Here is a 23,790-nt window from a genome sequence, read left to right as displayed (position 1 = left end):
TTAATGGCTACCATCAAAGATATTGCACAAATGGCAGGGGTATCGATCGCCACTGTATCCCGTGTTTTGAATTATGATACGACACTTTCTGTCAGCGATGAAACCAAAAAAAGAATTTTCGAAGTGGCAGAGGAATTATCGTATAAAAAGAAACCAGCCCGCAAGCAGGGGGCGGGGAAAATTGCTCTCCTGCAATGGTATACCGAAAAAGAAGAACTGGAAGATTTGTATTACATGTCGATCCGACTTGGGGTTGAAAACCAATGCCGACAGCAAGGGATTCAAGTGGCCAAATATTTTCAAGACAACTATGAGGATTTGAAGGAAGACGATATTCAAGGGCTGATTGCGATTGGGAAATTTAGCAAGAAGCAAGTGAATGAGCTGCTTAAGATAACCAAAAATATTGTCTTTGTGGACACCTCACCAGACGAAGATCGGTTTGATTCGATCGTCATTGACTTTGAAAGGGCAACAATAAAGGTACTTGATCATTTTATGAAGAAGGGTCATGAGAAAATCGGCTATATCGGCGGAAGAGAAGTTTTTAAAGATAAAACTTCCATCATAGAAGACCCAAGGGAATCGGCGTTCAAGCGCTATTTAACAGGTAAAGGGATGCCCTATGAAGCTTTTATGTATGTAGGAACCTTCTCAGCCGATGAAGGTCATGTCATGATGAAAAAGGCGATTGATGAACATGGGGACAACCTGCCAACCGCCTTTTTTGCAGGTAATGATTCGATTGCAGTTGGGGCATTAAGGGCACTGCTGGAGGAAGGGATTTCTGTTCCAGAACGGGTTAACATCATCGGTGTGAATGACATCAGTATCTCGAAATATGTCTATCCAGCGTTAAGCACGGTTAAGGTGTATACCGAAATCATGGGAGAAACCGCCGTTGACACCCTTTTGGAGAGAATCGCAGGCAGAAAAACAGCCAAAAAAATATTCATCGCCACAGAACTAATCATTCGTAACAGTAGCTTTTAACCTAAGAAAAAATTAAAACATGCCAATTTGTCCACCTGAGGTGGACAAATTGGCATGTTGTCTTTTTGTGGTGCCTGACACCATTTATTTATTTAACGACTGGGCAGCCATCCATTCCATGATTGTTGTTGTTTTGCCATTAATAGATGCTGCAGGTTCATTGTTGTATACATAAATCCATGACCAGTGTCCAGCGTATTGATAAGGTGTACCATCTGCATTGTTATATAAGCCTGAAGTATCATGTACGTCATCAAATAACGATAATTGTACATTCTTTGCTCCAGCTTGGATTAATCGGTCATAGGTTGGTACTGTGTTGATTGCAGGAGGCAATGTCGTATCATTTTTAGCTGCAACAAACCAGATTGGCGTTTCTTTAATTTTTTGGATGTCAGCATCGGTTATCAATGTATCATTTAACCCTTCACATACCGGATAAGCGGCTGCAAAGTATCCTGGATAATCACGAACCATTAGCATTGTCATATATCCACCATTTGAAGCTCCGCCAATGTAGATTCTATTTGGATCAATATCAGGATTTTTTGAAACATAATCTTTAATTAGTGCCATAAGAGCTTCTTCATAGATAGAAGTTCCATCTGCTCCACCCGTTATAGAACCATGCATCCATCTAGTAGGTGCCTGAGGTGCTAAAACATAAGCTCCACCAAAGTAAGATTGAATTATATCAGTAGAAAGACTTACAGCTTTATTTGCAGAAAGTGGGATGGTTGCATCTGTTCCCCCTTCACCGCCGCCGTGGAGCCAGATAATTAGTGGATTCTTTCCTTTGTCTTTTGCTGGTGCATAATCTGCGTAAGTTAATGTAGTATTATCAAACGTTGCTTTCCCGGTAGTGAAGTCATCGACAAGTTCTCTTTTTTCCCCTGCAAATGTGTCAACCACTAACCCTGAGATGGTTCCAGCGCTAGTCACAATGTCTTTTTGTTGAGTGATCGTATATTTGCTATCAATCCAATCATTAAATCGGGTTCCAGCAAAATCATAGTTGAGCGGGGAACCTAAAGATACAGTTGGTCCAATCTTCATTTCTAATACCACGTATTTTCCTGTTGCAACTGCAGGGTTTCCGTCTTTATCCGAAACATATGCTTTTGTAACGGTGCGGTCACCTTCCTCTAGAAATGGTGTCTTTAACCTGCTGTCACTTCTAACAACATGAACATTGAACGTATTTGTTGTTACGGAGTCTTTTGGAATCGGTCTGCCTACATCGACGATTACTTTTGTAATGGCCGCTCCCCAATCTTCAATCTCTGTAACCGTACGGTAAGAGGTTTGCTGCGTCTTAACTTCCTTGGCAAGTGCCCCTAAGCTGAAAGGAAATGCCATCATAATGGCCATCAGTAAGAACATTATTCTTTTTATCATTTATTTTGCCTCCTCATTTTCCCTTTTAAGTCTATCTATCTTTCTATTGATTGTACTTTGATAGCCTATCTAATTGAACTTCAGGACCATTGTTATTAACCGTTTCAACAACTAATTCTTTATCTACTTTAAAGGTTAAGGTGCCTCTAAAATCCTTTGAAGACGAACCTACATGGAATTGATAGGAACCCTTTTCTAAAATCCAAGAAGAAGTATCTGTCTAAGATGGCCGCTTTAACTGCTGCCTTACCAACCGCATTTAAACTTGGCATGGACAAGTCATTTCCGCCGTTTAACATGGCTATTCCATTTAGTTTAGATCCACCCCAGTCTGTCATGACCATTCCGTTAAAGCCCCAGTCACTTCTTAAAACATCATTTAACAGCCAAGAGTTATGAGCAGAGAAAGGTCCATTAATAGAATTATAGGAACTCATCACTGTCCATGGGTGCGCTTCTTTAACAACCCGCTTGAATCTGGCTAAATAAATTTCTCTTAAGGCACGTTCAGAAATGATTTCATTTACGGACTGTCTGTTTGTTTCCTGATTATTTGCTGCATAGTGCTTCATACTTACACCAACACCCTGATCTTGCACGCCTAAGTAGCAACAGCCGCAGCACTAACATGTAATGGTGGCTGTTCTTCTGCTAGTACTCCTGAATTACCAGAAGACAATAGCATTAGACTAAACATGGATGAACCTTAGAACTTTGTAATAACCCTTCACACCTAACAACCCCTTCTTTCGAATGAAAACCCTTACAATCAAGAGGTTAACATGTAAAGTGTAATTCGATAAGTTACAAGAGGTAGCATTAAATTGTGATTTACTAGATTAATTTGTTGTAGACTGAAAATTCAATAAATTATTAAATGTTCAAGAGGAATTATACATATTTCTTAGACATTATTCTAAATGACTTAAGAGAAGGGTATAAAACTGTAAAGGGAATCCCTTTTTAAACTCTTTCTATCTCTTAATCTCTTTCAACTAAAACAAAATAATGAAGATATTCGCAAGATAATCCAGAAGAATGCTAATAGTCTGAAACTTCACTTAAGTTAAACTAACTATGAAAGCGTTTTAATTTACAAGTGTAAAAAGTTCAGACTAATTTGATGGGGGAATTAGAATTATGTTAAAAAGACTAAAGAAGAAGAAAAAGTCCAAATTACTGGCCATTACTCTTACATCTTCATTACTTCTCTCAGGACTCACCTTTGACATTGCATCCGCTCAGAGTCAAGATCCATCAACCGTACAACAAAAACAAACTTCTATCGTCCAGACAACAGCACCTTACTTAACAGATGCGGCTTCCATCGACAGTGTGATTCAAGCTATGACCCTCGATGAAAAAGCTAAATTCGTTGTGGGTGTTGGAATGCCTGGGTTTACAAGAGGACCCTTCGAAGTAACCGGAGCAGTAGGCGGCACCTACGGAATTCCTCGGTTAGGGATCCCTGAACTGCGTTTTGCTGACGGCCCGGCAGGACTACGGATTCGTCCAACAAGGCCAGGACAAACTCAAACTTATTATGCAACCGCTTTCCCGATTGCATCGGCGCTGGCCTCCACTTGGGATCCTGCAACTGCAGAAGCAGTAGGTAAAGCTCAGGGAAATGAAGTGAAAGAATATGGTGTCGACCTTTTATTAGCACCGGCACTGAATATCCACCGTAATCCATTAAATGGACGAAACTTCGAATACTATTCAGAGGATCCTTTAATTTCAGGGAAAATAGCTGCGGCGATGGTGAATGGGGTACAATCGAACGGTGTTGGCGCAACAATCAAGCACTTTGTTGCTAATAACCAGGAAACAAACCGGAATAGCATTGATACCGTCGTTTCTGAACGAGCATTAAGGGAAATTTATCTAAAAGGCTTTGAAATTGCTGTTAAGGAATCCCATCCATGGTCCGTTATGAGTTCCTATAACAAACTTAATGGAACATACACTTCCCAAAATGCTGACTTGTTAACAACTGTTTTGCGTAAGGACTGGGGCTACACAGGGTTTGTCATGACAGACTGGTTTGGAGGAGATAATCCGGTAGAACAAATGAAGGCTGGCAATGACATGATTATGCCGGGTGCATCGTACCAATCCGATATAATTAAAGCAGCTGTTGAAGGTGGAAATTTGGACGAAAAAGTGCTTGACCGCAATATTAAGAACATTCTCCAGATCGTCATCCAAACACCTGAGTTTAAAAAGTACCAAAACTCCGACAAGCCTGATTTAGCTGCTCATGCACAAACAGCTCGAAAAGCAGCTGCGGAAGGAATGGTTCTTTTAAAGAACGACAATATGCCGCTGCCAATCAGCAAAGATCAAAAGGTCACGTTATTTGGCAATACACAAATCGAGACGGTTAAAGGTGGAACAGGAAGCGGTGATGTTAATGCAGCTTACACAACCTCGATTGCAGATGGCTTAAAGAGTGCTGGATACGAATTAAATCAATCCGAATTCCAGGAATATAAGACATATATTGATACATTGCGCTCGCAGGAACAATATAAAATTAAACCAAGTCCATGGGGTGAGGATTTTGGTAAGTCAATCCCTGCCATTCCTGAAAAGCCTCTAGCAGATAATGAAATTGCCGCTGCTTCGAAAGAATCGGATATCGGCGTCATTGTTATTGGCCGTAATTCAGGTGAAGGTGCGGACCGTCAAGTGGTAAAAGGGGATTACCTATTAAGTGATGCAGAACAAGACATGATTTCGAAAGTATCAGCAGAATACCACAATCAGGGTAAAAAAGTAGCCGTTATTTTGAATATTGGCGGACCTATCGATGTATCAAGCTGGCGGGATAAGGTTGACTCTATCCTATTAGCATGGCAGCCAGGCCAGGAGGCAGGTTATGCTGTAGCGGATGTTATTTCCGGTAAAGTCAATCCGTCCGGAAAACTGCCAACTACCTTCCCTGTAAAATACAGCGATGTTGCATCGGCAGATAGCTTCCCTGGAACACCTGCTGAGAACCCAACACAGGTGATCTATAACGAAGACATTTATGTCGGCTACCGCTACAATACCACGTTCAATGTGAAGCCTGCTTATGAATTTGGTTATGGATTGTCCTATACAAGCTTCAACTTTAGTCATGTAAATATCAGTGAAGGAAAGAAATTTAAGGACAAGCTTAAGGTATCTGCTATGGTCGAAAATACGGGCAAGCTTTCTGGGAGAGAAGTCGTCCAAGTTTATGTTTCCGCCCCAGATGGAAAGCTTGAGAAACCTGCTGTTGAACTAAAGGCATTTGGTAAAACAAAAGAACTTAGGCCGCATCAACGTGAGCTGCTTCAATTCGATCTAAATGCCAAAGACCTTGCCTCCTTCGATGAAGAGGAAAATGCATGGATTCTTGAAAAAGGCACATATACAGTAAAAGTGGGGGCATCCTCAGAAGACATTAAAGGAACAGCAACGTTTACGGTAGACCACGATATGGTTGTTGAAAAGGTTAACGAGGCATTGACACCTATAGTTGATTTTGAACCGCTTACCAAATAAATCCTAAAAAAGACCTTGGTGAACAGCCCTCATTGAAAGTGAATGAAGGCTGTTTTTTTATTGGTAAAAGTGGTTAAAAATGAGGTTCCGATTGAAATGGAAATCAAAACATTTTCATATTTTGGGAGATTGTCGATTATTGCTATGTTCCGTATAATAAGCTTAACTATGCTTTGGGATTGGGGATGTTATATGAGCAAGTTATCTAACGTTGCCTATACAGTAGGAAGTTTGTTTTTTCTTGTCAGTTGCTCACTTTCAATCTTTTACGGTTATAAGATCGTTACCCACCACTTACCTAAGGAGGAAAGTGCAGTAAAAAAGTATCGCTACCATCTTATTCTTGTTCCGGAAGAGTTAGATAATGAATATTGGAAGCTTGTAGAAAAAGGAGCAAAGAAGGCAGCAGAAAAATATAGCGTTCAGCTGGAATATGCTGGGCCGAAGCAGGCAAATATTGATGATCATGTAAAAACAATTGAAATGTCAGCTGCTTCAAAAGTTGATGGGATCATTACACAGGGATTGAGTGACGAACAGTTTACTCCGCTTATTAATCGGGTCGTAGCGAAGGGAATCCCTGTTATCACGGTCGATACGGACACCTCGAACAGTAAAAGGCTGGCCTATATTGGAACGGATAATTATTATTCCGGCTTTTTAGCAGGGAAAGCTTTGATAGCGGATACAAAGGGTAATGCCAATGTAGCGATTATTACGGGGAGCTTTTATGCGAATCATATGCAGCAGCGGGTTAAGGGATTTCAGGATGCTGTAAAAGCAGAAAAAAGAATCCATATCATTGCTGTGGAAGAGTCAGAGATTAGCAGAGTGAAAGCAGCGGAAAAGGCCAACCAAATTTTGCAGGATCACCCTGAGGTTAACGCGTTCTTTGGGACAAGTGCCTTGGATGGCATCGAAATTGCCCAAGTGGTCGAAAAATATAAAAAACAGAATCAAATTTATATTATTGGCTTTGACACACTACCGGAAACGCTTAAGTTGATAAGAAAGGGAACCATTAAGGCAACCGTTGTCCAGGAACCATTTCAAATGGGTTATGGGGCAGTAAAAATGATGATTGATCTAATTGAGGGGAAAAAGGTTTCGCCTATTGTCCATACGGATACTCGAATTTTGAGAATAAGCGATTTATCCGTGAATAATGGCAGAATGGGGGAGCATGAATGATGTTATTTCGGATTAGATCAAAATTGCTGCTTTATTTTATTGTCCTTGTAGTTTTGTTAACTTCGGTCGGGTTCTTTTTTTATAACAGCAGTGAAAAACTGGTGACGGAATATGATGACAGCTTTGAACGATTTCTTTTGCTAAATGATATTTCGCAAAGATCCAATTTACTTACGGAAAAGCTTCATGGGTATATTTTAGATAAGGATGAATCCTACCTAAAAGACTATCGAAAAGAAAAGCTAAAGCTTATTAAGGACCAAAAGAGGCTGTATAAAGTAATCAATACGAATGAGATTACGCTTACAAATTATAAAAATATGATTGATAGTTTTTTGGATGAAGGGGATGCCACTGTTGGTGCATTTAAGCAGGACGAGATTAATCAATATTCGGGTCATTTTAATGAAGTATTGAAGATAAACTCATTTCTTCAAGAAAGCACTCTTGCACTATTAAACAATAAACTGACGGACTATCAAAAATTTTATGATCAAATGGAGCAGCAAAACCATTATTATAAGCTCATGTCGATTTCCCTTTTTGCAGCAGCTTTTGTTCTAAGCACTTTGTTAGCATTATGGATTTCCGGCGGGATTACGAAGCCAATTAGATTGTTATCACATGCAGCTAAGGAGATTTCCATTGGAAACTTAGCAGGTGAGGATATAAAAATTACCACAAAGGACGAACTTAAGCCATTAACAGAAACCTTTAATCAAATGCGTACGAACCTTAGACAGCTCGTAACGGAAATCAAACAACAAGGGGAGTTGGATAAGTTATTAAAAGAATTGGAGTTAAAGAGTCTCCAAAATCAAATCAATCCTCATTTCCTATTCAATACTTTGAATACGGTTTCAAAAATGGCCTATTTGGAAGAAGCGGAACAGACTACAAGATTAATAGAAGCTGTTGCTGCCATACTCAGGTATAACTTGAGTGATTTCGACAAAGCCTCAACGCTAAGAGAAGAAGTGAGAATTGTTCAAGAGTATTTTTATATCCAACAAACACGTTTTGGGGAACGGATTCAATTTGTGACAGACATCCAGGATGATTGTTTAGATATTGAAATCCCTAGTTTAATCTTACAGCCATTAATTGAGAACGCATTCATGCATGGGGTTGAATCCTACGAAGAAAATGGGATCATCCGTCTTCATATATACAGGCATAATCATCAGATTTACGTCGAAGTCATTGATAACGGTACGGGAATGAACGATACCACCAAGAATAGATTGCTCAAATATGTAGAATGTATCGAACCAGAGGAAAGATACGAAGCTGAAAAATCAAAAGGTCAATCAACGGGTATTGGTGTGAAAAATGTGATCAGAAGGCTGCAGCTCTTTTATCAGAGAAATGACATTGTTGAAATTGAATCAGAAGTAGACCATGGAACCAATTTTAGACTTACGATTCCTGTTGTTGCCAAAGGGGGAAAAGGCCTTGTTGAAAATTCTTATTGTGGATGATGAAGTCTTGGAGCGGACGGCATTAACGAAGATCATTAACCGTTCATCCATGGACGTAATCGTCATTGGAGAAGCCCCCAATGGGAGAAAGGCAATTGAAATGGCCACGGAACATCGGCCTGATATCATTTTTATGGATATAAAAATGCCGGGAATAGATGGCGTTCAAGCTGTCAAAGCGATAAAAAAAATCGACCCTGGTATTCGGTTTATTATGGTTTCCGCCTTTAATACGTTCGAATATGCAAAGGAAGTAATGCAGCAGGGGGTTAAGGAATACATCTTAAAACCCAGCAGAAAACAAGATATTCTTGCGGCTTTAGACCGCGTTTCTGGTGACATCCTGGAGGAGAGTATACAGCGGAAAGAGCAGCAAAATTTGCGCCAAAACCTGGACCGTGCCGTATCGATCGCGCAAAAAGAATGGGTATCATCGGTATTAGTAAATCAAGTCCAGGATATTACCTTTGATGAATGGGGCCAGCTGCTTGGGGTTGAAATTACTTCAGGGTATATCATGCTTTTCTCACTGCGGCCTCGAGGCATGACGGAACTTTCAGCAGTTGAAAAACAAAACTGGTATTTATGGCTTAAGGATACCCTTAATTCTGTCGTGAAGAAACAGGAAATGATGGTTGGGCCGTTAACTGACGCACAGGTACCTGTTTTATTCCTCTGTAAAAAAACGACGGAAAAGGTCCAATTTAAAACTAATGCGCAGGCGGTCATCGATGGTCTGAACAGTCTTTTTGAAAAGAAATACTTGGATGCGGAACTAAGGATTGGGGTCGGTCTTCCTTATAACTATGCACATGAACTAAATAAATCTTATCATGAAGCGCTAATGGCCCTGCAGCACCTTGTAAAAACTCCAAATCGAAAATATTTATTTGCAGTTAAACAAGGGTCTACTGAACTCCCTTCTCAATCAGGGGTGTTAGAGATTGAGAAAAAACTATTAGAAGCTGTCCGGCAGGGAGATGTCAATCAGGTCTTATTTCATCTTTGAATCGTTTGCAACGATGCTGGCAGATGATAAGAAAATAAAAGGGTCACTAGTTAAAAAGTCATTTGATGAATTGTTTATTCTCATTTCCCGAATGCTCCATGATTTAGGTATAAGCTATGAACGAACACCTGCAGTGGAAGAGTCTGAGGATATTATGGCGATTTTTGAAAAAGGAAAGGCCCATTTATTAGCCGTCGTTCATCATGTCCAGGTGTGGCGAAACAATCACGCTAAGGGCATGCTCCATAAGGCAAAGGAATATATCGAAAACCATTATGCTGCTTCGATCACATTGGAATTAGTGGCAGAATATGTAGAGCTTAGTCCCTATTATTTTAGCAAATTATTTAAAGATCGTTTTGGGATGACCTTTATTGATTATGTGACGGAAATAAGAATCAAGCATGCCAAGGCTGAAATGGTTGACCCAGGAAAAAGCCTGAAGGAAATCTGCTATTCGATTGGCTACAAGGATCCAAACTATTTTAGCCGCGTGTTTAAAAAGCATACAGGCTTATCGCCAACAGAATTTCGCAAAGTAACAGTAGGTTAATATTTTTTCTCTAATGAGATCAATCCGTTGTAGTGGATTGATCTCATTTTTTTTAATAAAAAATAAAGCGTTTGCAAAAAAGTCTAGGTAATCACAAATTAATGCTAGACTTTTGACCTATTGAAGCGAATCCCCCCATGCTAACATAAGTGTAAGGGCTTACAACGAGGTTAAGTGGATCGGTTCTGCTGCCTTACCAGAGTCTTTACTAAATAGTAAAAGGAGAATGACAACATGTTTAAAAAGAAAAAAGGTTTAATTCTATCTTTAACAGTTGCATCTAGTATTCTATTAGCAACAGGATGCAGTGATTCAACAAGCGGTACAGATTCTGGAAAAGGCAAGGACAACAGTCTTCCAGCAGTTGGGGCAACTATTTACAAATTTGATGACAACTTCATGTCCTATGTTCGCCGTGCAATGGAGACCTCAGCAAAAGATAAAGTAAAGCTCATGCTAAATGACTCGCAAAACGACCAAGCAAAACAGATTGAACAAGTTGATACCCTAATTGCTAAAGGAGCAAAATCTCTAGCAATTAACCTGGTTGATCCAAAAGCGGCGCAAACAATTGTGGACAAAGCAAAAGCAAAAGATCTTCCGGTTATCTTCTTTAATAAAGAGCCTGATGCAAGTGTATTAAAAGGCTATGATAAAGCTTACTATGTTGGAACAACATCTTCTGAATCAGGTGTACTTCAAGGTGAACTGATTGCAAAAGCTTGGGAAGCTAACAAAGATAAATATGACAAAAACAAAGATGGCAAGCTTCAATATGTATTACTAAAAGGTGAGCCAGGACACCCAGATGCAGAAGCTCGTACAAAATTTGCAGTGGATACTGTAAAAGAAAAAGGGATTCAAGTGGAAGAATTAGCTATGGATACGGCGATGTGGGATGCAATGAAAGCAACTGAAAAAATGGATGCTTGGCTTGCAAAATACAATGACAAAATCGAATTCGTTATTGCCAACAACGATGGTATGGCATTAGGTGCAATTGCATCTCTTGAAAAAGCAGGCTACTTCTCCGGCGACAAGTTCATGCCTGTTGTAGGTGTTGACGCGATTCCAGAAGCACTTGAAATGATTGAAAATGGTAAAATGGTTGGTTCCATCTTAAATGATGCGAAAAACCAAGGTAGCGCCACTATTCAGCTAGCAGCAAATGCAGCAAACGGCAAAGATGTATTAGACGGAACTGAGTGGAAACTAGACGATAATAAAGCAGTTCGTGTTCCTTACATTGAAGTAACAAAAGATAATATCCAAGTTGGTAGAGACGCTTATAAGTAAGAAAAGCAGAAGCCGCCTGTCCAGGGGCGACAGGCATAAGACGAGCCGGCGAGAAGGTTGCTCTTTGACCTTCTTGACGGATTGGCTTATGACCCCGAGCCCCTAGGCGCTGGAGCTAGACAGTAAGAAAAGCAGAAGCGCCTGTCCTGGGGCGCTCAGCCCCTTGGCGCTCCTCGAACAAAGGAAAAGCCGACGCTTTTCTTTCGTTCGGGGTAAGACTCCAAATATTTGGAGCTGGATACCGCAATAAAATTATTACTCTCTTTAAAAGTTTGAGAAGCATCCAATGGAGCTCTCATCCTTTTTTAAATGGTTTCAGAGGAGGTTCGCTCATGTCAGAATCAAGTTCTACTAATTTACTAGAAATGCTTAATATAACCAAAAGGTTCCCAGGGGTACTTGCTTTAGACAATGTTTCCCTAAAAGTAAAGCCTGGATCGGTACATGCCTTAATGGGCGAAAACGGTGCAGGAAAATCGACGTTGATGAAATGCTTATTCGGCATTTATTCGATGGATGAAGGCAAAATTCTCTTTGGTGGGAAAGAAGTTTCCTTTGCCAATTCGAAGCAAGCACTCGAAAACGGAGTTTCCATGGTACACCAAGAACTAAATCAGGTACGTCAACAGAATGTTATGGATAATATTTGGCTTGGCCGTTATCCGAAAAAGGGCATTTTCATCGATGAAAAGAAAATGTACGAAGATACAGCGGCTATTTTTAAAAGTCTTGATATCAGTATTAATCCACGTAGTAAGGTGAGTACGCTTTCTGTTTCCGAAATGCAGATGGTGGAAATTGCAAAAGCTGTTTCCTATCATTCTAAAATTATAGTAATGGACGAACCAACCTCCTCTCTAACAGAGACGGAAGTAAATCATCTGTTCAGAATCATCAAAAGGCTTCAAAGTGAGAACGTTGCGATTATCTATATTTCACACAAAATGGAGGAAATCTTAAAGATTTCAGACGAAGTAACGATCATGCGTGATGGTCAGTATATAGCAACAAAAAGTTCGAAGGACCTAACAACCGATGAAATTATTAAATTGATGGTAGGACGTGACCTTTCACAACGGTTCCCTGAAAAAATAAACAAACCAGGGGAATTAATATTGAAAGTATCTGATTTGACTGCAGAAACACAGCCTTCTTTTTCTAATGTTGGCTTCGAGTTAAGAAAAGGCGAAATCTTAGGTATTGCCGGATTGGTTGGCTCGAAACGGACCGAGGTGGTTGAAGCATTATTTGGAATGAGGGCGCTAACATCAGGAACGATTGAATTAAATGGCAAGGTAGTTAAAAACCATTCACCGCAGCAAGCCATCAAAAATGGCTTTGCCCTTGTGACGGAAGAAAGAAGATCAACCGGTATTTTCCCAGAACTAAGCATTAGCTTTAACTCGATCATTTCTAACATGAAGCAATATAAAACAAAAAGCGGATTCTTATCTGACCGCAAAGTCGCCGATGATACCCAGTGGGTAATTGATTCCATGAAGGTAAAGACACCTTCCCAAAAGACTTCGATTGGAAGTCTATCAGGTGGTAACCAACAGAAGGTAATTATTGGCCGATGGCTGCTAACAAAACCAGATATTTTATTGCTAGATGAGCCAACTAGGGGTATTGATGTCGGGGCAAAGTTTGAAATTTATCAGCTCATTAACCAATTAGCTGCGGAAGGAAAAGGAATTATCATGATTTCTTCCGAAATGCCTGAGCTTTTGGGTGTAACAGACCGAATTTTAGTCATGAGTAATGGAAAAGCAGCTGGAATTGTTGAGACTCACGCAACATCTCAAGAAGAAATTATGCAATTAGCAGCTTTGTATTAGGAGGAATGGATATGAATACTCAAGCTTCAAAAAAATCAAGCGTATCAAAATGGCTTGTTGATAACGTAATTTATGTAGTTTTAATCCTTCTTGTTGTCGGGATTGTCGCTGCTTCTCCGGACTTTTTATCGATGACAAACTTAATTAATATCTTAAGTCAATCATCCTCACGTATTATTATCGCACTTGGGGTAGCAGGTATCTTAATTACTGCAGGTACTGACCTTTCAGCGGGACGGATGGTTGGACTTGCTGCCGTCATATCAGCCTCGATGCTGCAAGCAGGGGATTATGCTTATCGAATGTATCCAAACCTGCCGGAATTACCGTTAATTGTTCCGATTGTCATTGCGATGGTAGCAACGGGTATCATTTCAGCATTAAACGGTGTCATTGTAGCAAAATTTCACGTTCCTCCATTCATTGCTACCTTAGGTATGATGATAGGTGTTTACGGACTAACTTCGATTTATTTTGACCGCCCGCCATATGGTGCGCAGCCAATTGGCGGATTAAGCCAAGCCTTTACAACGTTTGCGCAACGCGGAATAAAAATTGGCCAATATGAATTTCCATACCTCATTATCTATGCCATTGTGGTATCACTTATCATTTGGGTGATTTGGAATAAAACACAGCTAGGAAAAAATATGTATGCCATTGGTGGCAATCCAGAAGCTGCTAAGGTTTCCGGTGTAAACGTGGCAAGAAATCTGATTATCATCTACACGATCGCAGGTCTTCTATACGGCTTAACAGGTACATTAGAAGCTGGACGTGTAGGTAGTGCAACAAACAACACAGGTAACATGTATGAACTAGATGCAATCGCAGCCTGCGTAGTCGGCGGTGTATCACTATCAGGTGGAATTGGAACCGTCCCTGGTGTTATCACAGGGGTACTGATTTTCCAAGTCATCAACTACGGTTTAGCATTCCTTGGCGTAAGCCCATACATTCAATTCATCGTAAAAGGCTTAATCATCATCGTCGCAGTAGCCTTTGACATGCGCAAACACGCAAAGAAAAAATAAGTAGATTAGTATTAAAAATTTGGTGTCAGGCACCGTTCGTGGACAAATGTCCACGAGCGGTGCCTGACACCTTTTTATATTTTGTGATGTTACTAATACATACAAACTATAAAACAATTTGTAAGAAAGATTTGATGTTTTGTCTAATGACAGGCCTTAGCAGTGGTGTATAATTAAATTGTTGTCTGAATATTTACTTAAATTTAATAATAGGCTTACTTTGGACCCCAGAACAGCTTCAAAATCAAAAGTCCGCAAATTACTGTTTTTATCCTCCACGAGATTTTTAACATTGAATTATGCACTTTATCTCAGATAAAAAAGGGGAGTGTTTAATCATGCAACGACAAAAATTATTGATTAATGGAGAAAGACTGAAGACGACATTAGAACAATTTGCAAACTTTGGCCGGACAGAAAACAATGGGGTCACAAGGTTGTCCTTATCCAAGGAAGATATCCGGGTAAGGGATTACTTCCGTTCTTGCTGCGAGGAATTAGGGTTGACAGTCAAGGTTGATGATATGGGCTGCATGTATGCGACACTGACTGGGAAAGAAGAAAAGCCGCCAATTCTTATTGGCTCCCATTTGGATTCGGTGAAAAAAGGCGGCCGTTTCGATGGCGTCTTAGGGGTAGTGGCTGGTTTAGAAGTGGTTCGAACGTTGGTCGAGAATCAAATTAAACCACAGATTCCGATCACAATTGTTAACTTTACGAATGAAGAAGGTGCGCGGTTTGAGCCTTCGATGATGGCATCGGGGGTCCTTTCAGGCAAATTTGAAAAGTCTGCTATGTTAAAAAAGGTAGATTCAGAGGGAACTACTTTTGGGGAGGCTTTAAAGTCGAGCGGGTACGAAGGGGATGTGGAGAATCGATTAAAAGAGGCATCGGCCCTTTTAGAGCTCCACATTGAACAAGGACCGATCCTTGAAAAAGAGGCACTCTCAATCGGTGTCGTAGAATGTGTGGTAGGAATGGCTTGCTATGAGATTGAAGTAACAGGGGAATCTGACCATGCTGGCACAACGCCAATGAAGATGAGAAAAGATGCTTTGTTTGCCACTAATAACTTAATCAATGAAATCCGCAGGCGGTTAGGAGTTTTAGATGAAGATTTAGTCTTCACGATTGGCAGAGTAAACGTGTATCCAAGCATCCATACGGTCATTCCGAACAAGGTCATCTTTACTCTTGAAGCACGTCACAAGGACATGGAAATTGTCCGTACGGTAAAAAACTTCATCGAAGCACTTCCGAATTTAACCTCGTTAAATGAAGGCTGTGAGGTAAAAACAACAAAATTATGGGAGCGGGACACCGTTTGGTTCGAATCTGAAATTTGCCAGCGTTTAGAAGAATCGGCACAGGCGCTCGGGTATTCTAATAGAAGAATGGTCAGCGGTGCCGGCCATGATGCCCAATTCATTGCGAGCTTCGTTCCTACGGCCATGCTATTTGTCCCTAGTATTAACGGCAAAAGCCACTGTGAAGAAGAGTTAACCACTTGGGAAGATTGCGAAAAAGGGATCAATGTTTTATTGGATACGGTTTTAACGATGTTAGCAAAATAGTTTTTAATTAAATAAGCTAGCTTTAAAGGGACCTTTTCGTGATGCGGAAAGGTCCCTTTTTTACATTGGCTTGTTCCTCTTGCCTATACAGCAGTACTGTGGGCTGTATTTATGCTTATTAGCAGTGGGTTTTACGGAGCGGATTCTTGGTTGTTTTATAGTATTTTTCATCTGGCATTCGCACCAATCTACTTTATGGCTATTGCTCCTCGTAATTTTGATTTTCAAAAAACTTCGGACATCGCCTTAGGGACTCTATTTTTGGCACACTTCTTGCATAATAAATGGATGTAACTAACACTAATTTCATTTAATTCTTTCAGGAGGCGCGTTATAGTGAATAAAATTATTTCAATAGAGGAAATTTCCTCCATTCTGACAGATGGAATGACCATTATGGCAGGTGGGTTTATGGGGGTAGGTACACCACAAGAACTGGTAACTGCCCTGCTTGAAGCAGATGTGAAGGATTTAACGCTAATCGCAAATGATACCGCTTTCATTGGAACGGGTGTAGGACCTTTAATTGTAAACAAACGAGTAAGGAAGGTAATTGCATCACATATTGGCACAAATCCTGAAACCGGCAAACAAATGATTGCTGGTGAACTGGAAGTGGAACTAGTTCCCCAGGGAACACTTGCTGAACGTGTTCGTGCCGGAGGGTCTGGCCTTGGCGGAGTGTTGACTCCCACCGGTGTTGGAACTGTAGTCGAAGAAGGCAAAGAAAAGATCACCGTCGATGGCCGTGAATATTTACTCGAAAAACCGCTTCGCGCTGAAGTTGCCATTCTTAAAGCATTTAAAGCAGATAAAGCTGGCAATTTGATTTATCATCGTTCGGCCCGGAATTTTAACCCATTGATGGCCTTAGCAGCAGATCTCGTGATTGTTCAAGTAGAACAAATCGTTGAAGTTGGAGAAATTGACCCGGATGAAGTAATGACACCCGGAATCTTGGTCGATAAAATTTTCGTTCAGGGAGGTAGTCGATAATGATAAATACGCTAGTGAATCCAAAACAAGTGATCGCTGCTCGTGTTGCAAAGGAATTGCAAGATGGAGATGTAGTTAACCTGGGGATTGGACTGCCGACTATGGTCCCAAACTACCTGCCTGAAAATGTTAACGTTATTCTCCAATCTGAAAATGGATATATCGGACTCGGGCCTGTAGACGGAGATATTGATCCGGATTTGGTTAATGCGGGTGGGCAGCCTTCGGGTATTAATCCAGGAGGTGCGTTCTTCGACAGCCTTTTCTCATTCGAATTAATCCGTGGAGGACATGTGGACGTAACGGTCCTTGGAGGATTAGAGGTTGATGCGAAAGGCAACCTTGCTAACTGGATGGTTCCTGGAAAAATGGTGCCTGGTATGGGTGGAGCAATGGATTTAGTTACTGGAGCCAAGAAAGTTATTGTAGCAATGGAACATATGGCCAAAAACGGATCATCCAAAATATTAGAACAATGTCGATTGCCTTTGACTGGAAAGGGCGTAGTGGGCCTGATTGTGACGGAACTAGCGGTCTTTCGTGTAACAGTTGAAGGATTGGTACTGGAGGAACTTCAAGATGGTGTCGAACTTGATACCGTTAAGGAAAAAACAGAAGCTGCGTTTACGATCATTCCAGCTATTTTAAAAGCAAAAAACGGTTAATTAATATGATAGAAAATGAAAAGTAAATCGAGTTTGATAGATTCCGAGGGATTAGGCATTTATCAAATGCTGCTAAAGCCAGTGTTTTAAATAAATCAATTCCGAAAAAACGGAAAATTCCGGATTTACGGAAACTAATCGCACTGAATTTTCCGAATTCACGGAATCATAAACGAGAGTATAAAGGGTGGTTTTTGGTAACATATAGTTATAAACTATTAATTTAGTATAATACTTGTATGATAATAAAGAAAATTTAAATTTTTGAGAAATTAATAACCGATTTTGGCATGGAACTTGCATTTTTTTAATTGACCTTTAGCCTGTAAACGCTTACCAAGGGGATGCTGAAGCTCATACAAAAAGTAAAAAGGGGGATTTAAATGCAATTATTTATTATTCTTTTGTCACTTGGGCTCTTAATGTTTGTTGCCTACCGAGGGTTTTCTGTTATCTTATTTGCACCGATCTGTGCACTTTTAGCTGTTGTACTTGTTGACCCAAGCCATGTTTTACCGTTCTTTTCCGGTGTGTTCATGGAAAAAATGGTCGGATTCATTAAATCATACTTCCCAGTGTTCCTATTAGGAGCCATTTTTGGAAAAGTAGTTGAAATGTCAGGGATTGCAGAATCCATCGCTAAGACGATTGTCCGTCTGCTTGGTGCAAAACGTGCGATGCTAACCATTGTATTATTAGGCGCCATATTAACATATAGCGGTGTAAGCTTATTCGTAGCTGTTTTTGCAATTTACCCATTTGCTGCTCAAATGTTCAGGGAAGCGAATATTCCTAAACGCTTAATTCCAGGAACGATTGCACTTGGTGCGTTCACATTCACTATGGATGCCCTGCCGGGAACACCGCAAATTCAAAACGTTATACCAATTCAATTCTTTAAAACAGATATTTATGCGGCACTAACACTTGGAATTATCGGGGCTATTTTTGTCTTAACTCTAGGGCTGCTTTATCTAGAGATGAGAAGGAGAAAGGCAGCAAAAGCTGGGGAAGGTTATTATGGATTTGAAGCCGAAACTGCGGCTGCATTGGATTTGGCGGAATCAAATCAAAAAGACGTAACCGTTCCAGATTTAACGACTCATCAATCTGTTTTAAAGCAAATTTTAGCGTTTGTACCGCTTGTGCTGGTAGCTGTTTCAAATAAATTGTTCATTACCTACATACCAAAATGGTACCCGAACGGTTTTGATTTTTCTGCTATTGGCTTAAAAGCATATACAGTAGATGTTCCTACTGTTGCAGCTATCTGGGCCATTGAAATGGCCTTAGTCGTGGGGATCGTCACGTCACTTGCCTTCGATTGGAAGCGTGTGACAGTAAACTTTAAAGAAGGACTAAACCTCAGTATTGCCGGAGCATTGCTTGCAACGATGAATACAGGTGCCGAATACGGTTTTGGCGGTATTATTTCCTCACTTCCAGGATTTGCAAAAATAAGTGACGGGATTTCTAGTACCTTTACGAATCCACTTGTTAACGGTGCTGTTACCACAAGTTCACTAGCAGGTATTACTGGCTCTGCCTCTGGTGGTATGGGTATTGCTTTAGGCGCGATGGCTGATAAATACAATCAGGCGATTACAGCAGCGAATATTCCTCCAGAAGTAATGCACCGTGTCGTCGCGATGGCATCCGGTGGTATGGATACACTTCCACACAACGGAGCTGTCATTACCTTGCTTGCAGTTACAGGTTTAACGCACAAACAATCATACCGGGACATTTTCGCTATTACAGTCATTAAAACATTAGCCGTTTTTGTCATCATTGGTATCTACACTTTATTTGGGATTATCTAAAGACATTGCGCGTAAATATAGAAGAATAGTTGTCTAGTTATAAAGGAGGATTCTCGTATGACCAAGTCATTAGAAGGAAAAACAGCATTTATTACAGGATCTGCAAGTGGGATTGGATTAGAAATCGCAAAGGCGTTTGCACAGGAAGGCGCAAAAGTGGTGATCTCCGATTTAAATGTTGGTAAAAGTGAAGAAGTGGCTGCTGAATTAAGGGAGCAAGGATTTGAAGCATTATCGGCGCCATGTGATGTGACCGACGAGGAAGCATTTAAAAATAGTCTTCAGTCAGCTTATAAAGCGTTCGGAAGTATTGATATTTTAGTCAATAATGCAGGAATGCAGTATGTATCACCAATTGAGGAGTTTCCGACTGAGAAATTTGAATTACTAGTCAAAATCATGTTAACCGCCCCATTTATCGGGATTAAAAATGTATTTCCAATCATGAAGAAACAAGGCTTTGGAAGAGTAATCAATATGGCTTCCATTAATGGTGTGATCGGGTTTGCTGGCAAGGCCGCCTACAATAGTGCCAAACACGGCGTCATTGGTTTGACAAAGGTTGCAGCATTGGAAGGTGCAGCAGATGGAATCACCGTAAATGCATTATGTCCAGGTTACGTGGATACACCACTAGTAAGAAACCAATTGGGAGACTTGGCTAAAACAAGAAATGCCAGCTTAGACAGTGTCATTGAAGAAGTACTCTTCCCGCTGGTTCCACAAAGAAGGCTATTATCCGTAACAGAAATTGCTGATTATGCGGTCTTTTTAGCAAGTGATAAAGGAAGAGGTGTTACAGGTCAAGCAGTTATTCTAGATGGCGGCTACACGGCTCAATAATTCCAAATAGAGAATCCTATTCGATTGTTCGAATAGGATTTTCATATTGCATGAAAATGCCTCCATTCACTCAAATCAACGTACTCGTTTGGTATAATTATAATATCTAAGGTGTAGAGCAGAGGTGGGAAAAGAATGTACCAAGGATTTGAGAATATCCCCAATAAATGGCATGAGCAAATGATTCATCTATTAGCAGAACGAATCGTAGTCGTCGATGATAATGGTATTATTCTTTATATAAATGAGGCATATTGTGAGTTTTTAGGAACCACCGTTAAAGATGCTGTCAACCGGCCTGTACAAGAGGTCATTGAAAATTCTCGCATGCACATTGTCGTCAAAACAGGACAAAAAGAACTTGCTGCTCTTCATCCGATTAATGGAAGTGAAATGATTGCAAACCGTTTCCCGATAATTGAGGATGGAAAAATTGTCGGAGCGGTGGGAACTGTCATGTTTCGTACCCCTGAGGAATGGCGGATGTATAAAACAAAAATCCAGGGGCTAGTTGAAGAATTAAAGTATTATAAAACAAAACTGGAAAAAGAGCTGAAAAGTAAGTACCAATTCAATGATTTAATTGGAAAAAGCTCTACTTTTCTAGCAACCAAAAAACTAGCAGAAAGAATATCTGGAAGCAACTCATCCGTTTTATTGATCGGGGATTCAGGAACAGGCAAGGAATTATTCGCTCATGCCATTCATAATAGCAGCATGCGTGCCACCTTGCCCTTTGTTGCAATCAATTGTGCTTCTATACCTGAGCATTTGCTAGAATCGGAACTATTTGGCTATGATGATGGTGCCTTTACTGGAGCAAAAAAGGGCGGAAAGAAGGGGCAGTTCGAAATTGCCAACAATGGTACACTTTTTCTAGATGAAATAGGCGACATGCCACTTTCGATGCAAAGTAAGCTTTTGAGGGTGCTGCAGGAAAAAGAGATTCAGCGAGTCGGAGGTCAAAAGTCTATTACAGTAGATGTGCGAATCATTGCAGCAACCCACCGGGATTTAGAGATGCTGGTGGAAGAAGGAAAGTTTCGTCAGGATTTGTATTATCGATTAAATGTCATCAAAATAGAAATTCCCCCTCTTAGAGAGCGGAAAGAGGATATTCCGCTAATCTCTCAAAGCTTATTGAAAAAGTTAGAAGGGAAATTTTACCGCAAAGGAATTGAGCTATCTACTGTGGTAGAAGAGAGACTAATGGAGCATTCATGGCCGGGAAACATCCGGGAACTTGAGAATGTCTTGGAACGATCCATCAATGTTCTGGATGGGAAAACGATTGAAATGGTCCACCTGCCATTATACTTACGTGACACGGAACCGGAGACTAACTTTGTTAAGGCAGCTAATACCCAGAATCTTGAGACGACGACAAAACAGCTATTACCGATTTTCTCATTAAAAGAAACACTTGCTCATGCCGAGAAGAAAGCCATTTTAAATGCATTAGTGGTGACAAATGGCAATAAGCTGGAGGCTGCTAAACTACTGGAAATTGGGAAAACTAGTTTCTATGAAAAATGTAAATTGTATGCTATTAGATAGTAACAATAATTAATTTGGGACTTCATTTCCAACTCGAAAAGAGTAGGTAGAAGTAAGTCGATCTTGTTAGGGTGTCAGGCACCGGCCGTGGACAAATGTCCACGGCTGGTGCCTGACACCTTTTTTAAGCTATTCTTTATTGGCAGTTCATATTCAATTCATATATTCTTTGTATAATCGAGTTTGTAATTGAGAATGTAGACTTGAAATTAATGTGACCTTTAGAAGGGATGTAAATATATATGACGGAAGTGAAGATAGAGAAGGGCTGGCGCCAATTTATTCGATTGGTTCAGCATACCAATCCATCTAAATTGCTCCTTGGTATCGCCCTTTTATTAAGTGTAGGTACCACAATAGTGGGGCTATTGGTCCCGCTGTTTACAAAAAATCTTATTAATGATTTTTCAATTAGTTCTTTAAGTACGGGTAGGATTCTTCTTCTTGTTACTGCGCTTTTACTACAAGCAGTGGCTAGTGGGATATCCATCTATTTATTAAATCATCTCGGCCAATCAGTTGTGGCCGGGATTCGAGACCGTTTATGGAAAAAGCTGCTCGTCTTACCGGTACCGTTTTATGATGAAAATCAAACCGGCGAAACCGTCAGTAGAATGACCAATGATACAGCCGTGGTCAAAGGATTAATTACCGATCATCTAGCCAATTTCCTATCAGGAATGATTTCCATCATTGGTTCGATTGTTGTTTTGCTGCTATTGGATTGGAAAATGGCTTTGCTCATGTTTATAGCACTGCCGCTTGCAGCAGTTATATTAATGACACTTGGAAGAAAGATGCATCAGGTGTCAAAAGGGATGCAAACCGAAACAGCACGTTTTACCTCAGTTCTCCAGCAAGTTTTATCAGAAATACGATTAGTCAAAGCTTCCAACGCCGAGGCAATCGAGTATAAGAATGGTAAAAACGGGATCACACAATTGTTTCAATATGGGTTGAAAGAGGCGAAGATTCAAGCATTAATCTCACCCCTGATTGGTTTAGTAATCATGGTATTACTAGTCGTCATTCTAGGTTACGGTGGAATGAGGGTATCATCAGGTGCATTAATGGCGGGTGATTTAGTTGCCTTTATTATGTATCTGTTTCAAATCGTCATGCCAATGGGGCAATTAGCCGCCTTCTTTACCCAATTTCAAAAAGCAACCGGTGCCACAGAACGAATTATCACCATCATGGATATGAACGAGGAAGAAGTCCATTCGAATCAGGATGTTCATAATGTGAATCAATCGATCACTGTAGAGGATCTGAACTATTCTTATAAAAATGGGGAAGACGTACTTAAGAATATTAGCTTTTCCGCAGAAGCAGGCAAGGTGACTGCGATTGTCGGTCCAAGCGGAAGCGGAAAAACGACCCTATTTTCTTTATTGGAGCGTTATTATCAACCGCAACAAGGCGCAATTCGTCTGGGGCAAGAACCGATTAATCAATTCTCCCTGTATTCCTGGAGAAGTCAAATTGGCTATGTATCACAGGAAAGCCCGATTGTTGTGGGAACGATTCGTGATAATATTTGTTACGGAATGGATAAAAAAATTGAGCAGGCAGATATCGAAAGAGTGGCAAAAATGGCCTATGCGGACCAATTTATTGCGGAACTGCCAAACGGGTATGATACAGAAGTTGGTGAAAGAGGAATAAAATTATCGGGTGGGCAGCGTCAGAGGATTGCGATTGCTCGTGCCTTTTTAAGGGACCCCAAAATTTTAATGTTAGATGAAGCAACTTCCAGTCTTGATAGCAAATCAGAACGTGTTGTTCAACAAGCATTGCAAAATTTAATGAAGGGAAGAACCACTCTCGTAATTGCGCATCGTCTGTCAACGGTGATCGATTCTGATCAAATTATCTTTTTGGATAAAGGGAAAATTACCGGAAGCGGTACACATGAACAACTTTTAAGAACTCACTCCTTGTATCGTGAATTTGCCGAGCAGCAATTACGGATCAACGAACCTGCTTAATAGAAGGAAAGGAA

16 protein-coding genes and 1 pseudogene are annotated in these 23,790 nt (G+C 40.4%); 15 read left to right on the top strand and 2 right to left on the bottom strand.

The features are described from left to right. Positions 1-3: 3 nt before the first annotated feature. Complete coding sequence (locus QF028_RS25695; RefSeq protein ID WP_429470114.1) at positions 4-993, top strand: LacI family DNA-binding transcriptional regulator; 990 nt, start codon at positions 4-6, stop codon at positions 991-993. Positions 994-1,077: 84 nt separating this feature from the next. Here QF028_RS25695 and QF028_RS25690 read toward each other — a convergent pair whose 3' ends face one another. Both QF028_RS25690 and QF028_RS25685 read right to left on the bottom strand, forming a co-directional pair. Then, complete coding sequence (locus QF028_RS25690; protein WP_429470112.1) at positions 1,078-2,391, bottom strand: prolyl oligopeptidase family serine peptidase; 1,314 nt, start codon at positions 2,389-2,391, stop codon at positions 1,078-1,080. 146 nt (positions 2,392-2,537) lie between these two features. After that, positions 2,538-2,990, bottom strand: a complete 453-nt coding sequence (locus QF028_RS25685; RefSeq protein WP_429470110.1) for a glycoside hydrolase family 3 N-terminal domain-containing protein — start codon at positions 2,988-2,990, stop codon at positions 2,538-2,540. Positions 2,991-3,531: 541 nt separating this feature from the next. Here QF028_RS25685 and QF028_RS25680 point away from each other — a divergent pair. The 14 genes and pseudogenes from QF028_RS25680 to QF028_RS25615 all read left to right on the top strand — a co-directional run bounded on the left by QF028_RS25680 (position 3,532) and on the right by QF028_RS25615 (position 23,776). Continuing rightward, positions 3,532-5,925: a beta-glucosidase gene (locus QF028_RS25680; RefSeq protein WP_429470108.1), complete on the top strand. Its 2,394-nt coding sequence runs from the start codon at positions 3,532-3,534 to the stop codon at positions 5,923-5,925. Positions 5,926-6,117: 192 nt separating this feature from the next. Next, complete coding sequence (locus QF028_RS25675) at positions 6,118-7,116, top strand: sugar-binding protein (protein ID WP_429470106.1); 999 nt, start codon at positions 6,118-6,120, stop codon at positions 7,114-7,116. After that, a complete protein-coding gene (locus QF028_RS25670; protein ID WP_429470104.1) occupies positions 7,113-8,597 on the top strand; it encodes a sensor histidine kinase in 1,485 nt (494 codons plus the stop codon). The genes QF028_RS25675 and QF028_RS25670 overlap by 4 nt, the downstream gene beginning before the upstream one ends. After that, positions 8,518-10,159 (top strand): annotated as a pseudogene (locus QF028_RS25665) (response regulator). Before QF028_RS25670 ends, QF028_RS25665 begins: the two are co-directional and overlap by 80 nt. A 234-nt stretch (positions 10,160-10,393) precedes the next feature. Beyond that, the gene (gene mglB, locus QF028_RS25660; RefSeq protein WP_168241724.1) at positions 10,394-11,455 is read left to right on the top strand and encodes a galactose/glucose ABC transporter substrate-binding protein MglB; all 1,062 of its coding nucleotides are present in this window, start codon (positions 10,394-10,396) and stop codon (positions 11,453-11,455) included. A gap of 332 nt (positions 11,456-11,787) precedes the next feature. Continuing rightward, entirely contained in the window at positions 11,788-13,293 is a 1,506-nt protein-coding gene (gene mglA, locus QF028_RS25655; RefSeq protein ID WP_215011493.1) for a galactose/methyl galactoside ABC transporter ATP-binding protein MglA, read from the top strand. Between the two features lie 11 nt (positions 13,294-13,304). Next, positions 13,305-14,327 carry a galactose/methyl galactoside ABC transporter permease MglC gene (gene mglC / locus QF028_RS25650; RefSeq protein ID WP_168241726.1) on the top strand — a complete coding sequence of 341 codons (1,023 nt, stop codon included), beginning with the start codon at positions 13,305-13,307 and terminating at the stop codon, positions 14,325-14,327. 338 nt (positions 14,328-14,665) lie between these two features. Further along, complete coding sequence (locus QF028_RS25645; RefSeq protein ID WP_429470101.1) at positions 14,666-15,901, top strand: Zn-dependent hydrolase; 1,236 nt, start codon at positions 14,666-14,668, stop codon at positions 15,899-15,901. 333 nt (positions 15,902-16,234) lie between these two features. Next, positions 16,235-16,897, top strand: a complete 663-nt coding sequence (gene atoD / locus QF028_RS25640) for an acetate CoA-transferase subunit alpha (protein ID WP_429472543.1) — start codon at positions 16,235-16,237, stop codon at positions 16,895-16,897. Next, the gene (locus QF028_RS25635) at positions 16,897-17,562 is read left to right on the top strand and encodes a 3-oxoacid CoA-transferase subunit B (protein ID WP_429470099.1); all 666 of its coding nucleotides are present in this window, start codon (positions 16,897-16,899) and stop codon (positions 17,560-17,562) included. The genes atoD and QF028_RS25635 overlap by 1 nt, the downstream gene beginning before the upstream one ends. Positions 17,563-17,945: 383 nt before the next feature. Further along, a complete protein-coding gene (locus tag QF028_RS25630) occupies positions 17,946-19,385 on the top strand; it encodes a GntP family permease (RefSeq protein ID WP_429470097.1) in 1,440 nt (479 codons plus the stop codon). A 57-nt stretch (positions 19,386-19,442) separates the two neighbouring features. Then, entirely contained in the window at positions 19,443-20,228 is a 786-nt protein-coding gene (locus tag QF028_RS25625; protein ID WP_429470095.1) for a 3-hydroxybutyrate dehydrogenase, read from the top strand. Between the two features lie 135 nt (positions 20,229-20,363). Further along, complete coding sequence (locus tag QF028_RS25620; RefSeq protein WP_429470093.1) at positions 20,364-21,785, top strand: sigma-54 interaction domain-containing protein; 1,422 nt, start codon at positions 20,364-20,366, stop codon at positions 21,783-21,785. Between the two features lie 242 nt (positions 21,786-22,027). Continuing rightward, positions 22,028-23,776 (top strand): ABC transporter ATP-binding protein, encoded by a 1,749-nt coding sequence (locus QF028_RS25615; RefSeq protein WP_429470091.1) that lies wholly within the window; start codon positions 22,028-22,030, stop codon positions 23,774-23,776. Positions 23,777-23,790 lie beyond the last annotated feature (14 nt).

The sequence above is a fragment of the Neobacillus sp. B4I6 genome, from assembly GCF_050434045.1.
Taxonomy (GTDB): domain Bacteria; phylum Bacillota; class Bacilli; order Bacillales; family Cytobacillaceae; genus Neobacillus.
The sequence above is the reverse complement of the archived record's forward strand: the minus strand, read 5'-3'. Positions and strand labels throughout refer to the sequence as shown.